Source organism: Mycobacterium sp. E787 (assembly GCF_001668725.1).
Taxonomy (GTDB): domain Bacteria; phylum Actinomycetota; class Actinomycetes; order Mycobacteriales; family Mycobacteriaceae; genus Mycobacterium.
The window spans coordinates 57050-70993 of sequence record NZ_LZKL01000084.1 but is presented as its reverse complement, the minus strand read 5'-3'; the positions used below and the strand labels follow the sequence as shown (position 1 = coordinate 70993).

The 13944-nt window shown below is 69.5% G+C and carries 13 protein-coding genes and 1 pseudogene; 6 read left to right on the top strand and 8 right to left on the bottom strand.

Translation table 11 applies throughout. The annotated features are described in order from the left end of the window. Positions 1 to 30: 30 nt before the first annotated feature. Positions 31 to 372 (bottom strand): hypothetical protein, encoded by a 342-nt coding sequence (locus A5705_RS16000; RefSeq protein WP_067878894.1) that lies wholly within the window; start codon positions 370 to 372, stop codon positions 31 to 33. A gap of 238 nt (positions 373 to 610) precedes the next feature. Here A5705_RS16000 and A5705_RS15995 point away from each other — a divergent pair, with 238 nt between their 5' ends. Continuing rightward, the gene (locus tag A5705_RS15995) at positions 611 to 1096 is read left to right on the top strand and encodes an SRPBCC family protein (protein WP_068278539.1); all 486 of its coding nucleotides are present in this window, start codon (positions 611 to 613) and stop codon (positions 1094 to 1096) included. 4 nt (positions 1097 to 1100) lie between these two features. Here A5705_RS15995 and A5705_RS15990 read toward each other — a convergent pair whose 3' ends face one another. The 6 genes and pseudogenes from A5705_RS15990 to A5705_RS15960 all read right to left on the bottom strand — a co-directional run bounded on the left by A5705_RS15990 (position 1101) and on the right by A5705_RS15960 (position 5944). Beyond that, positions 1101 to 1817, bottom strand: a complete 717-nt coding sequence (locus A5705_RS15990) for a pyrimidine reductase family protein (protein WP_068278538.1) — start codon at positions 1815 to 1817, stop codon at positions 1101 to 1103. Position 1818: 1 nt separating this feature from the next. Next, positions 1819 to 2334, bottom strand: a complete 516-nt coding sequence (locus A5705_RS15985; RefSeq protein ID WP_068278536.1) for a flavin reductase family protein — start codon at positions 2332 to 2334, stop codon at positions 1819 to 1821. A gap of 47 nt (positions 2335 to 2381) precedes the next feature. Next, the gene (locus A5705_RS15980; RefSeq protein ID WP_068278647.1) at positions 2382 to 2789 is read right to left on the bottom strand and encodes an ArsI/CadI family heavy metal resistance metalloenzyme; all 408 of its coding nucleotides are present in this window, start codon (positions 2787 to 2789) and stop codon (positions 2382 to 2384) included. A gap of 23 nt (positions 2790 to 2812) precedes the next feature. After that, positions 2813 to 4314, bottom strand: a pseudogene (arsB, locus tag A5705_RS15970) (ACR3 family arsenite efflux transporter). Beyond that, on the bottom strand, positions 4311 to 4649 hold the full coding sequence (locus A5705_RS15965) for a helix-turn-helix transcriptional regulator (protein ID WP_067878911.1): 339 nt from the start codon (positions 4647 to 4649) through the stop codon (positions 4311 to 4313). The pseudogene arsB and the gene A5705_RS15965 overlap by 4 nt, the downstream one beginning before the upstream one ends. A gap of 47 nt (positions 4650 to 4696) precedes the next feature. Further along, a complete protein-coding gene (locus A5705_RS15960; RefSeq protein ID WP_068278532.1) occupies positions 4697 to 5944 on the bottom strand; it encodes an APC family permease in 1248 nt (415 codons plus the stop codon). Positions 5945 to 5986: 42 nt separating this feature from the next. Here A5705_RS15960 and A5705_RS29010 point away from each other — a divergent pair, with 42 nt between their 5' ends. From A5705_RS29010 to A5705_RS29005, 4 genes are all read left to right on the top strand, one after another. Further along, complete coding sequence (locus A5705_RS29010) at positions 5987 to 6742, top strand: helix-turn-helix domain-containing protein (protein WP_304528557.1); 756 nt, start codon at positions 5987 to 5989, stop codon at positions 6740 to 6742. After that, the gene (locus A5705_RS15950; RefSeq protein ID WP_068278530.1) at positions 6739 to 8229 is read left to right on the top strand and encodes a multicopper oxidase family protein; all 1491 of its coding nucleotides are present in this window, start codon (positions 6739 to 6741) and stop codon (positions 8227 to 8229) included. The genes A5705_RS29010 and A5705_RS15950 overlap by 4 nt, the downstream gene beginning before the upstream one ends. Positions 8230 to 8253: 24 nt before the next feature. Beyond that, positions 8254 to 10059 (top strand): serine/threonine-protein kinase, encoded by a 1806-nt coding sequence (locus tag A5705_RS15945; RefSeq protein ID WP_068278528.1) that lies wholly within the window; start codon positions 8254 to 8256, stop codon positions 10057 to 10059. 89 nt (positions 10060 to 10148) lie between these two features. Then, positions 10149 to 12068, top strand: a complete 1920-nt coding sequence (locus A5705_RS29005; protein WP_068278527.1) for a serine/threonine-protein kinase — start codon at positions 10149 to 10151, stop codon at positions 12066 to 12068. A 26-nt stretch (positions 12069 to 12094) separates the two neighbouring features. Here A5705_RS29005 and A5705_RS15935 read toward each other — a convergent pair whose 3' ends face one another. Beyond that, on the bottom strand, positions 12095 to 13246 hold the full coding sequence (locus A5705_RS15935) for an FAD-dependent oxidoreductase (protein ID WP_067878936.1): 1152 nt from the start codon (positions 13244 to 13246) through the stop codon (positions 12095 to 12097). 194 nt (positions 13247 to 13440) lie between these two features. On the opposite strand from A5705_RS15935, the gene A5705_RS15930 reads away from it, so the two are divergent. Then, positions 13441 to 13896, top strand: coding sequence for a DUF1003 domain-containing protein (locus A5705_RS15930; RefSeq protein ID WP_082956502.1), 456 nt, complete (start codon positions 13441 to 13443; stop codon positions 13894 to 13896). Positions 13897 to 13944: the final 48 nt, after the last annotated feature.

The window sequence follows — 13944 nt, the reverse complement described above, 5'->3', positions numbered from 1 at the left end:
CCGCCGGGGCGGGGCGAGGCCGCGACCGGATCAGCGACATTCCTCGTCGCCGGCTTTGCGCTCGCTGAGCCCCTCCCGGGACAGCGCCCGGACGAAGCCGTAAGCCTGCATCCCCGCCGGGCCGGGATTCTTGCCGATCCACTCGTTGATCTTTCCCAGGGCGCTGGCCAGGTCGTCGCGCCTGACCCGGATCAGGTATGTCTTTCGGTCGTCGTGCGGATCGTCGAGGGATTCCGCGACGGCGACGGGGTTGCGGAACGCGTACGCGATGCCGTGCACCGAGTCGTGGTTGAGCGCCCACTGCAGTTCACCGGGCCGTAGCCGGTTGACCGCCAGATTGCGGTATTCGTCCTCGTCGTTCGAATCGCTCACGTGGCCGCTGACCCTCCTTTCCGGTGCCCGCGAGTGGTTGGACGACGACGGACTGAAGGTAGTGTCGCGCAGGCAATTCGACGAAAATATTCCAAGCTTTCATCATAGGAAGCCGCATCACCCGCTGCATGCCGAGCGGCCGTCCAGCAATCGCGACGGCACTCCCGTCGACCGGCCGACGCGACGTAGAGTGACCTCCAGCGCAATTTATGGCTATCTCCGCCGGCTGCGAGGACTGATGACCGAACGCATCGAGACCAGTCGCACCATCCGGGCTCCCGCGGCCGACGTCTTCGCCGTGCTGTGTGACCCGCAGGGCCACGTCGCGATCGACTCGTCGGGCATGCTGCAGGGCGCCGAGGGCGACCCGGTGACGGGGGCCGGCGACAGCTTCGTGGTGCACATGGACCGCGAGTCGCTCAACGACTTCCCGCAATTGGGCAGATACGACGTCACCGTCAGCATCAAAGACTTCGAGCGGGATCGGCTGATCTCGTGGACGGTTCTCGGTCAGATCCGCCCGCAGATCGGCCACGTGTACGGTTATCGGCTCGAACCCGCCGACGACGGTGCGTCCACCGTGGTCACCTCGTTTTACGACTGGTCGGACATCGACCCGAAGTGGCGGGACGCCGGAATCTTCCCGGTGCTGTCCGAGGGCGCCCTACGGGCGACCCTCGGCATCCTCGACCGCACCGTGCGCCGGGGCTACCCCCGCGGCTGACCCCTCAGCGGCGATATTTCAGGAACAGATAGTCGTCGTAGGCCAACGCGTGCTCGAGCCGCATCGCGACCGGCATCGACAGTCGTGCGGTGCGCCGCAGGCCCACGGGCTGGCCGCCGGCGAGCTTGGGCGCCAGCGTCACGCAGATCTCGGCGATGGCGTCGGCGTCCACCAGTTCGTCCAGCAGGGTGGGTCCGCCCTCGCACAGGATGCGGTCCATCCCCTGTGCGCGCAACAGCGCGACGGCTCGGCCCACGTCGACGGAATCGTCCCCGGCCACCAGCGCCCGCGGCCGCCGATCGTCGCCGAGGCCGCCCCGCGCCGCGGACCGGGCGCAGGTCACCAGGATCGGCGGCTGACCGGGCTCGCTGAACAGCCTGGTCGGCAGTTCACCGGTCCGGCTGACCACCGCGATCGGGGGCGGCGCCGTCCGCCCTTCGGCGTCCCGCCTCTCCCGTTGGGCATCGGTGAGCCGCACCGGGCCGTAGTTCTCGGCGCGCGCGGTACCGGCGCCGACCAGGACGACGTCGGCGAAGCCGCGCAGGATCCGCAGCAGGTGCTGATCGGTGGGGCACGACAGCGGCCCGGCGCGACCACCGAAGGCGGCCGCGCCGTCGGCGCTGAAGATCATGTTGGCGCGCACCCCGGCCGGGGGATCGGCGTAGTGCGACGCCAGTTCGGTGACGTCGCCGACGGCGCCCACCTGGACAGGATCGGTCACGTCAGGCCTCGTGGCCGGGTTCCAGGTGGCGCACGTCCCCGAACGTCACCCATTCCTCCAGCTCCCGGGGCGGCTGACCGTCGACCGGCTCCAGCAGATGCCCGACGTGATCACCGAGGGAGAACCGATCGAGGATCTTGCCGACGAACCAGGCCGCCGCGTCGTCGAGGATGGGCAGTTGCGCCGGCCCGCGATGCCACGCGCACCGCTCGAACTTGTTGACGGTGTCGCCGGTCTGGCTGCCGAAGAATTCCGGGACGTCGATGTGCTCGCGGTCGAAGACGTGCACCGCGAGATGGTCGGCGTCGGCGGCGACCCGGAACGTGTGGTTCTTCTTGGAAAGCCCGACCAAGAAGCGCGGCGGGTGGATGCTCGTTTGGCTGGCGAACCCGACCAGGCAGCCGGCGTCGACGCCGTCGGCGTGCGTGGTCACAACGAACATCGGATAGTCCAGCAGGGCTACCAGCTTTTCGAACGCTTCCGCTGTTGCGGACTCTTCCGCTCCGGGCTCGGCCATCCGCTCAGTCTTCCCGTTCGGATCGCTCGGGAATCGTGGCGGGACCCCTAGGCCTGGCAGCAGGGCTCGTCGGTGGTTGCTCCGAAGGTGTCCGAGTCGGCGATGACGGTGTAGACCTCCCAGCGTTCCCCACCCGGGCCGGTCACCCACACTTTGTCCTGGGCGGCGAAGCAGCAGGTGGTGTTCATCTCCTCGTCGGTGACCAGCCCCTGATCGCTGAGACGGGCGATCTCGGCGTGCACGGTGTCGCTGGAGGCGACTTCGACGCCGAGGTGGTTGAGGGTGCCGCCGTGGCCCGGGTTCTCGAGCAACACCAGCTTGAGCGGGGGCTCGGCGACCGCGAAGTTGGCGTAGCCGGGTTTGACCTTGGCGGGTTCGGTGTCGAACAGTTTGGAGTAGAACGCGATCGCCTCGTCGAGGTCGTCGACATTGAGCGCGAGTTGCACGCGGGACATGTTGGCTCCTTTGTGGGTGCGGGTCATCTGGTGGTGGAGGTGGGCAGGAGTTCGGTGATCAACGCGCGGACGCGGTCGGCGATGTCGTCGCGGATGGCGCGCACGGTCGCCAGCGGTTGGCCCGCGGGGTCGGGCAGCTGCCAGTCGCGGTAGGCCACGCCGGGGAAGTAGGGGCAGGTGTCGCCGCAGCCCATGGTGATCACGACGTCGCTGGTCCGCGCGGCGTCGGCGGTGAGGACGGTCGGGGTGGCGGCCGTGATGTCAATACCGATTTCGGCCATGGCCGCGACGGCGACGGGGTTGACCTCGTCGGCGGGTTCGGTCCCCGCGGAGCGGACTTCGATCCGGTGGCCGGCCAGGCGGCTCAGCAGCGCGGCGGCCATCTGCGAGCGTCCGGCGTTGTGGACGCAGACGAACAGGACGCTTGGTTTGTCGGTCATCGGCGGCCCGTGGGGTTCGGCTCGGTTCGGAACAACCGGGCGCGCAGCGCCAGCGATACGTAGACCAGCCCGACCAGCACGGGCACTTCGATCAGCGGCCCGACCACCCCGGCCAGGGCCTGCCCGGAAGCCGCGCCGTAGGTGGCGATGGCTACGGCGATGGCCAATTCGAAATTGTTGCCGGCGGCGGTGAATGCCAGGGTGGTGGTGCGGGCGTAGCCCAGCCGGAGCAACAACCCAAGGGCATATCCGCCGGCCCACATGATCGCGAAGTAGGCCAGCAGAGGTAACGCGATACGGGCGACATCCCAAGGCCGCGAGGTGATCTGGTGGCCCTGTAGGGCGAACAGGATGACGATGGTGAACAGCAACCCGTACAGGGCCCACGGTCCGATGCGGGGCAAGAAGCGGGCCTCGTACCAGTCGCGCCCGCGGGATCGTTCACCCAGCCGCCGCGACAGGTACCCGGCCAGCAGCGGGATGCCCAGGAAGACGAGCACGGATTGGGCGATGCGCCAAGGGGAAACGTCGATGCCGGTTCGCGGCAGTCCGAGCAGGCCCGGCAGCACCGCGAGATAGAACCAGCCCAGCGCGGCGAACATGGCGACCTGGAACAACGAGTTCAACGCGACCAGCACGGCCGCGGCTTCGCGGTCGCCGCGGGCCAGGTCGTTCCAGATGATGACCATCGCGATGCAGCGCGCCAGCCCGACGATGATCAGCCCGGTGCGGTACTCGGGGAGGTCCGCCAGCAGCAGCCAGGCCAGGGCGAACATCACCGCGGGCCCGATCAGCCAATTGAGCACCAGCGAGCTCACCATCAGCCGGCGGTCGGCGGTGACCTCGTCGAGCCGGTCGTAGCGGACCTTGGCCAACACCGGATACATCATGACCAGCAGGCCGATCGCGATGGGCAGTGAAATGCCTTGTACCGCAATGGCGCTCAACGCCGATCCGAGACCTGGAATGAGTCGGCCCAGCAACAGGCCGACGGCCATCGCCGCTCCGATCCACACCGGCAGGAACCGGTCCAGCATGGACAGGCGGGGCGCGATGGCGTCCGGGGCGGTCACCGTTTCGGTCATGATCCGGTGTCCACGCGCAGGACATTCGAAAGCTGTTGCAAGGCAGAAGGAATCACCCAGTAGTAGACCCAGGTGCCCCGCCGCTCGCAGTCCAGCAGACCGGCCGAACGCAGCAGCTTGAGGTGATGGGAGATCGTCGGCTGCGAGACGTCGAACGTCGCGGAAATCTCACAGACGCAGGCCTCGCCGCCCGGATGGCTGGCGATCAGGCTCAACAAGCGCAGACGCACCGGGTCGCCCAACGCCTTGAACATCGCCGCCAGGTCCGCGGACTGCGCCTCGTCCATGGCGGCGGCGCCGAGCGTCGGGCAACACCCGCGGCTCTGATTCGACATCCATCTATATAAGCATTCATCGAATCAGTGCGCAAGCCCAGCTGCCGTCAGCCTTGGCGCAGCCCCCGCCGCAGCGCGTAGGCGGCGACACCAATGCCCAGCACGATCGCGCCAGCCAGCACCGAAGACAGCGGCATCGCGAAGGCCAGAACGATGCACCCGACCAACCCGATCACGGGGAGCGCGCGGTGCGGTCGGCCCTCATCGGGTCGCAGGGTGAAAGCCGAGGCGTTCGCGACCGCGTAGTAGATCAGTACGGCGAACGACGAGAAACCGATCGCTCCCCGGAGGTCGACGGTGGCGGCCGCGACCGCCACCAGGGCGCCAATCAGCAGCTCGGCGCGGTGCGGGACCCGAAACCTCGGGTGCACGGCGGTCAGCGCGTGCGGCAGGTGGTGGTCGCGCGCCATGGCCAGGGTGGTGCGGGAGACCCCGAGGATCAGCGCGAGCAGCGAGCCCACCGCCGCCACCGTCGCGCCGACCTGGACCACCGGCGCCAGCCAGCCGATCCCCGCCGCCCGCACCGCATCCGACAGCGGCGCCGGGGACTCGGCCAGGCGGCGCGGCCCCAACGCGGTGAGCGCGGCGACGGCCACCAGCGCGTAGACGGCCAGGGCGATGCCGAGCGCGAGCGGGATCGCCCGCGGGATGGTGCGCGCCGGGTCGCGCACCTCCTCGCCCAACGTGGCGATGCGGGCGTAGCCGGCAAACGCGAAGAACAACAGCCCCGCAGCCTGGATCACCCCGCCGACGGTGACACCCGTCAGCCGCAGGGGGTCGGCGTCGACGCTGTGGGAACTGAACACGGCGACGACCACCGCGGCCAGCACCGCCAGCACCACCGCGACGATGATGCGGGTAAGCCAGGCCGACTTCTGCACGCCGGCGTAGTTCACCGCCGTCAGGGCGACCACCGCGGCGACGGCCACCGCGTGCGCCTGCGACGGCCACGCGTAGGCGCCCACGGTCAGGGCCATCGCCGCGCAGGATGCGGTCTTGCCGACGACGAAGCCCCAACCCGCCAGGTATCCCCAGAAATCGCCGAGGCGCTCGCGCCCGTAGACGTACGTGCCGCCGGAGGCGGGGTAGAGGGCGGCCAGCCGCGCGGAGGAGGTGGCGTTGCAGTAGGCCACCACCGCCGCCACCGCGAGGCCCAGCAGCAGCCCCGTGCCGGCGGCACGCGCGGCGGGGCCGAGCGCGGCGAAAATCCCGGCGCCGATCATGGACCCCAGGCCGATCACCACCGCGTCGAACACTCCGAGGGTGCGCCGAAGCTCACGGTTGGTCGCGTCCACGGGCCCTAACCTATCAAACCAGTTTGATGTATTGTCCGAAGGGTGGCAGCGACCGATCGGGCTGTGGTCCCGCAGCTGATGCAGATGGCGTCGCATCCGGTGCGCTGGGCGCTGCTGACCGAGCTCGCGAACAGCGACCACCGCGTGCGGGAGTTGGCTGCCGCCGTTGACGAGCCGCAAAACCTCGTCTCCTACCACCTGCGGCTCCTGCGTTCGGCCGGCCTCATCGACGCCCGGCGCAGCAACTTCGACGGCCGCGACACCTACTACCGCCTGAACCTGACCAGCTGCGCGGGGGCATTCGCGGAAGCTGCTGCCGCACTTCACCCGTCGCTCGCGGGAGCCCCCACGCGGCCGGCCGGGTCGGTGCTGTTCTTGTGCTCCGGGAACAGCGCGCGCTCGCCGATCGCCGAGGCGCTGCTGCGAAAGAAGGGCGGCGGCCGCGTCCGTGCCGCGAGCGCGGGCAGTCATCCCAAGGCGCAGATGCACCCCAACGCGGTACGGATCATGCGCGACGTATACGGCATCGACCTCGCCGGTAGCCGGCCCCGGCCGCTGTCGGCGGTCGCTCGCCGGCGCTTCGATTACGTGATCACCTTGTGCGACAAGGTCCGCGAATACGCTCACGAGCACGGCGTGGCCGCCGCGATGCATTGGAGCCTGCCCGACCCGTCGGCGGTGACCGGCGGAAGCCGGGCGAGCTACCGCGAATTCCGCCGCGTGGCAACCGAACTGGACAGTCGCATCGACTCCCTGCTGCCCGTGCTGGCCCTGCACCCGTCGCCCCGGGAAAGGTGATGATGACCGTCGATCGACGTCGATTCCTGAAAGGCGGTGGGCTGGCGTTGATCGCCGCGGGCGGCAGCGCCGGCCTGGCAGCGGAGGCGTGTTCGCGAAGCGCGCCACCCGGTCCGCCCAACGGCAAACCCGACTACACCCTGCGGATCGGCACCGGACCGGTGGAGCTGGCACCCGACCACATCGTGTCGACCCTGACCTACAACGGCCAATTCCCCGGTCCGCTGTTGCGGTTCAAGGAGGGCCAACGCACCTGGGTGGACATCTTCAACGACACCGATTCCCCCGAGCAGTTGCACTGGCACGGCCAGCACGTGGGTGTCGACGTCGACGGCTCCGCCGAGGAGGGCACGCCCTACATCCCCGCGCGTGGCATGCGGCGCATCTCGTTCGTCCCCGGCCCGGCGGGCTTCCGCTTCTATCACACCCACGTCGTCCCGCGCGCGGATCTGTCCCGCGGCCAATACAGCGGCCAGGTCGGGCCCGTCTACATCGAACCGCGAGAAAACGCCGGTTCCTACGACCAAGAGATCTTCCTGACCCTCAAGGAATTCGACCCCACTTTCAGCCGGGGCGGCGACATGGCCGCCGACTTCCTGGCCGGCGAGCCCGAACCCGACCTCAAGGACAAGGGCGAATCGTCGATGAAGGCCTCACTTGACCGCGGCGACCCGCGCGGCTACGAGGTCAGCTACGGGGCGTTCGCGATCAACGGGCGCATGCTCGGTCACGGCGACCCCATCCGCGTCCAAACCGGTCAGCGGGTGCTGCTGCACGTCCTCAACGGCAGCGCCACCGAGTCCCGCAGCCTGGCGTTGCCCGGGCACACCTTCAACGTCGTCGCGCTGGACGGCAACCCGGTGCCGAACCCCGCATCCGTGCCGGTGCTCTGGCTCGGTGCGGCCGAACGCATTTCGGCGGTGGTGACCATGAACAATCCGGGGGTGTGGGTGCTGGGGGACCTCTCCGACGACGACCGCGGCCACGGCATGGGCATCGTGGTGGAATACGCCGGGCGCGGCGGGGACCCGCAATGGGCGCCGCCGCCACCGTTCAAGTGGGACTACCGGCTGTTCGCGCCGCCCAACCCCGCGCCGTCCCCGCCGCCCGACCGCACCATCGAGATGCTGATCGAAAAGCGCAACGCCGCCGACAACGGCTTCAACCGCTGGACGATCAACGGCACGCCCTTTTCGATGGACACCAACCAACCCGTGCTCGATGTGCAACGGGACAAGCGCTACCGGCTGCGCTTCCGCAACGCCAGCGACGACCTGCACCCGATGCACGTCCACCGGCACACCTTCGAAATCACCCGGATCGCCGGCACACCCACCGCCGGCGTGCGCAAGGACGTCGCGATGCTAGGCGGCTACCAGAGCATGGAGGTCGACTTCGTCGCCGACCAACCCGGCCTGTCGCTGTTGCACTGCCATCAGCAGATCCACATGGACTACGGCCTGATGCTGCTGCTGAACTGCACGTGAGGGGGCAGACCTTACGATTTGCCCATGTCGCTTGACCCAGGGCGGGTGTTCGCCGGGTACACGATCCTGCGGGTGCTGGGCGCGGGCGGCATGGGTCGGGTGTACCTGGCCGCGCACCCACGATTGCCGCGTGAGGACGCGCTCAAGGTGTTGCCGCCGGAAGTGACCGCCGATCCGCAGTACCGCGAGCGGTTTGAGCGCGAGGCCGAGCTGGCCGCCGGTCTCTCGCATCCGCACATCGTGGGCGTCCACGACCGCGGTGAATTCGAGGGCCGGTTCTGGATCTCGATGGACTACATCGCCGGCGCCGACGTGGCCCGCCTCCTGCGCGAGCGGTTTCCGGGCGGGATGCCGGTGGACGAGGTGATGGCGATCATCACCGCGGTCGCCTCGGCGCTGGATTACGCGCATCATCGCGGCTTGCTGCACCGTGATGTCAAGCCGGCCAACATCCTGGTCACCGAGTCGGACGAGCAGGGGCGGCGAATCTTTCTGGCCGACTTCGGCATTGCGCGGCGCATCGATGATGCGGCGGCCCTGACGTCGGCCAAGCTCGCGGTCGGTACGCTCGCCTACGCGGCGCCCGAGCAGCTGATGGCCCGACCGGTGGACGGTCGGGCGGACCAATATGCCTTGGCGTGCACAGCCTTTCACCTCCTGGCCGGCGTGCCGCCGTACGGCGGCCCCAACCATGCGGTCGTCATCGGCCAGCAGCTCAGCGCCCCGCCGCCTTCGATCGGCGCCCACCGGCCGGAGCTGGCCGCGCTGGACCCGGTGTTCGCCACCGCGATGGCCAAGGAGCCGTCCGGGCGGTTCGGCAGCTGCGGGGAGTTCGCCCGGCAATTGCATCAGCACCTCACCGCGCCCGCGCTCGCCGCGCCGCCCACGGCGTCATCGCCGGGCCGGTCGGGCCGGCGCCCCGCCGCGGTGATCGGCATTGTGGCCGGCATCCTGGTGCTGGTCGTGGCCGGCGTGATCGCGGGCCTGAAACTCACCGGGCAACATCACCCGGTCCCGGCCGCGGGACCCTTCACGGGCACGTACCGCACCGACTTCGGGCTGCCCACCGCGCTGGACGACACTGCGGATTCCGCTGCGCCACCCGCGCTGACGAGCACCTACGGGCTCCGTTCGGTATGCCGCCCGAATGGCTGCGTCATGACGGCGCAACGCCTCAACGGCGGCGCCGTGGGCGCACCCACGCTGGTGTTCGACCAGATCGGCGAAAGCTGGGTGGCGGTGGCGACCGCGTCGGACAACTGCCGCGACACGCCAACGGAGTTCTGGCAGGTGTTCACGCTGCGACCGGGCCCCGGCGCAAGCCTTTCCGGCGACTACACCGCGACCACCGCCAATGCCTGCGCGGAGAAGCGGACCGTGACCTTCACCCGCACCGGGGACGTCGACGTCAACGCCGTTCCCGACCCGGCCGCCAACCCGCCGCGGGTGGTTTCGCCGGCCCAGGGGCTCTTCGGCCACTACCACGTGACGTGGACGCTGGCGGACGGGACTCGGCTGCAGGAATTCGACACCGCCGTCAGCACCCACTGCCTGCGCACCGGTGACCGCTGCATGAGCTACTTCCACGAACCGTCGAACGACCTGCCGTTGGTGTTCGCGGCCGGAACATGGACCTGGAACGTCGACGCCACCAGCATGTGTCCGAGGTCGTCGGACACCACGCACCTCAAATCAACCGGCCAGTACCCGTTGCCGCAACCGCCGCAGGATCCCATCGCGAAGCTCACCGGGCGCGGCCACCAGGAACAGACCGCGCCCTGCCCGCTCAACGCCGATTTCGACCAAACCTTCACGCGCACCGGCGATTAGGCCTACGGTGCCGGCAGCCCCACCGGTGGCGAGTCCGGTCCTGCGCGAATTGCCGGTGCGGCGGCGGCCTCAGCATCTACGATCTGCCCATGTCGCTTGAAGTCGGCCAGGTGTTCGCCGGATACACGATCCTGCGGATGCTGGGCTCGGGCGGCATGGGCCAGGTCTATCTCGCGGCGCACCCAAGGCTGCCGCGCGAGGACGCGCTCAAGGTCCTGTCGGCCGAATCGGCCGGCGACCCCGAGTTCCGGGCCCGCTTCCTGCGCGAGGCAGACCTGGCGGCGGGGCTGTCGCATCCGCACATCGTGGCGATCCATGATCGCGGTGAGGAAGACGGCCGGCTTTGGATCGCAATGGATTACGTGGCCGGCACCGATGCCGGCCGGTTGCTGAGCGAAAGCCACCCCGGCGGAATGCCGCTCGAACTGGTGGTCGCCATCGCGACCGCCGTCGGCTCGGCGCTGGATTACGCGCACCATCGGGGGCTGCTGCACCGTGACGTCAAGCCGGCCAACATCTTGCTGACCGATACCGACGCGCAGGGACGCCGGATCTTTTTGGCCGACTTCGGCGTCGCGCGCCGGGTCGAGGATGCGACCGGGCTGACGGCGACCAACATGACGGTGGGCACCGCGGCCTACGCGGCGCCCGAGCAACTCAAGGGCGAGGCGATCGACGGGCGCGCCGACCAATACGCGTTGGCGTGCACGGCCTTTCACCTGCTGACCGGTGCGGCGCCGTACCTCGACTCGAATCCCGCGGTGGTGATCAGCCAACACATCGGTGCGCCACCGCCCTCCCTCGCAGCGCGGCGGCCCGAACTGGCCGCCCTCGATCCGGTGTTCGCCACCGCGATGGCCAAGGAGCCCGCGCGCAGGTTCGGCAGCTGCCGCGAATTCGCCGACCACCTGGCCGCAGCGCTGGGCGCCGGCCCCTCCGGGCCCCGCGCCGCCGCGCTCCTCGAAACCCAGCCCGCGGTGGAGGCGACCATCCCCGCCTTGCGACCGACCGCCGCCATGCGGCCCGGGCGGCGTCCGCGCGTGCTGATCGGCGCGCTGGCGGGTGTCGCGTTGCTCCTCGTGGCGGCTGGGTTCTTCGCCGGTCTGAAACTCCTGCGGCACCACGATTCGCGCCACGCCGTCGGGCCGAATCCGGCCGGGGCGCAGGGCAATTCCGCGGCCCCGGCGCCAAACACGGGCCCGTTCACCGGGGAATACCAGGCGCATTTCGGGCAGGGCGGCACCCTCGACGATGTCCCTGCCTCGGCCGCCGCGCCGACGACGGACACCTACGCGGTTCGTTCGGCGTGCGGGCCGACCGGCTGCCGGGCGACCGCGGCAAGGCTCAGCGGCGAGCTGAGGCTCGCGCCGACCTCGGTGTTCGACGAGGTAGACGGGCGCTGGGTGGCCGTGAGCCTGGGCTCGGACAAGTGCAGGGACTCCCCGAAGGCCGAGGTCTGGCAAGTGCTGACCCTGCAGCCTCGGCCCGACGGCACCCTGACCGGCGAATACCGGGGCGCATCCGAAAACGCCTGCAACGAAAAGCGAACGGTGACCTTCACCCGCACCGGAGACGTCGACATCACCAAGCTCCCCGACCCGGGTGCCCTGCCGCCGCGGGTCGCGTCGCCCGCCGAAGCGCTACACGGCCGCTACCACGTCACGCGAAAATTCAAGAGAGCCGTCCCGCCCCAGCAGGGCGACCAGGCCGTCGTCACGGACTGCCTGCGAACCGGGGACCGGTGCATGAGTTATCTGCACTCCAAGACGATCGACACGCCGCTGCTGTTTGCGGGCGGAGTCTGGAACCTGCACGTCGAGCATGACGACAACGACCCCGGCTGTGGCGGGCCGGTGTACGCGAAAGCCACGGGGCAATACCCACTGCCACAGCCGCCACAGGATCCCATCGCGGTGCTCACCGGACACAATCACCTGGACGAGTCCGGCGGCCCCAACTGCCAGTGGAGCCTGGATTACGACGAGACGCTCACGCGCACCGGCGATTAGGGCACGCGACCACGACACGGGCGAGATCAAGAGCTGATCCCACGCACCGGCGACTCCCCGAGTGGCCGGTTTTCCCGGACTCCGCGGTACATGCCCCACCGGACGATCCAGGGCATCACCACCCGCTCGACCGCCCATGGCGGGAAGCGGAACGCCTGACCCGTCGGGAAGAAGACCTCGAGCCCGTTGGGCTGGATACCCAGCAACGAACCCCACCGGCGTCCCGGCGTCCGGAAGCGCCGCAGGTCACGGCCGGCGAACTCGGCGCGAATGTTGCGGGCCACCAGCGCATCCCCACGATTGCGCGCCGAGCTGCGGAGCGGGTCGGTGGCCGCGACGTCGCCGACCGCGAAGACGCCCCGATGACCGGGCACCCGCAGCTCCGGCGTCACCCGCACGAACCCGTGTCCGTCGAGCAGTTCGCGCGGCAGCCAGTCGGTGTTGGGTCGGGCCCGGCCTATCGCCCACAGCACGGCGGCGGCGGCGGCCGGCGGCTGGCCGGTGCTCCAGTGGACCGGTTCGGCGGTGATCCGGTCGCCGGCGAAACCGTCGCAAACCAGGGCGCGATGCCCGGGGTGCAGGCCCACCCCGAGGCCGGTGAGTCGGTTGCGGATGCGCCGCCAGGTGGCGGGGTGGTACTCGCCCAGGGCGCGTTCTCCGGGGAAGTACAGGTCGATGCGCTTGTCCGGCCAGGTGGTCGCCATGTTGACGGCGCTGCTGACCGCGGCCGCGCCGCCACCGACGACGATCACCGAATCGGCGGCGGACAGCCGGTCGTGCGCGGCGCGCAGCTCGGCGCCGATGTCGCCAGGCGACTGCAGCGTCGGCAGACGCCAGAATCCGTTGCTGACTCCCGTCGATATGACCAGCGCGTCGTATTCCTCGGCAACGGGTGTGCCGTCCGCGCGCCGGCCCAGGACGGTACGGCCCGCCAGATCCAGCCCCGTCAACCGGGCCTGCTCCGTGCGCACCCCGTCGAGACGGCGAAACCTGTCGAAGGGGATCCAGTAGTCGCGCGCCCAGTCGTCGGGGCGGGAGAGCCGGACGCCGAGCTCTTGGCCGCTGACCAGCGCGGGTTTGCTGGAAATGCCGACGACCTCGGCGTGCCGGGCCAGCCGGATCGCGGTCAGGACACCGACATCGCCCAGTCCGGCGATGACCACGCGCCTGCGGTTCATGTCACCATCACGCGACGCTTTCCTTCCCGCGCGACGCCCGGTTGGCGTCCCGCCCCCGCCCCCAGGTGGGCAAACTGTAACACGTTCTACCGGGGCGTCATTGGGCGTCGGCTCACCCACCAGCCAGTAGCATGAGCCAGCGGCCCCTCGGCCCGTCGAGCACTTGTCCGAGAACGACGAAAGGAGCGGCTCAGATGACGACACCGGCCGCCGTGCATCGCCACAATCCGCAGTTGATTCCGCGCCGGCTCCTGCGGGGCGGGCAGGTTCACCACCCGGCCGTTCTGGACGAGGCCCGCAGGCGCAGCGGCAACTTCCAGCTGCGCCTGGCCGACCGGATCACCGCGTTTGCCGGATCGATGAATTTCGTCTGGCTGCATGCGGCCCTGTTCGGCGCGTGGATGCTGTTGTTGGAACGCAGCCCCTGGCCGACGCTGACACTGGCGGTGTCGCTGGAGGCGATCTTCCTGTCGACGTTTGTGTTGATCGGGCAGAACCGTCAGGCGGCCTTCCAGCAGGCGCGAGCCGACCATGACTTCCAGGCGCAGGAATTGGAGCTCAGGACCGACCTCGAGCTGACCCGTCAAATCCACATCCTCACCGAGGAGTTACATAGCCGCATCATCGGGAAGGGCGAGCGGGATGGGTAACGAATTGCATTGAGAGGGCAGTCTTTAACGACTCTTGCGGGGGAGCAG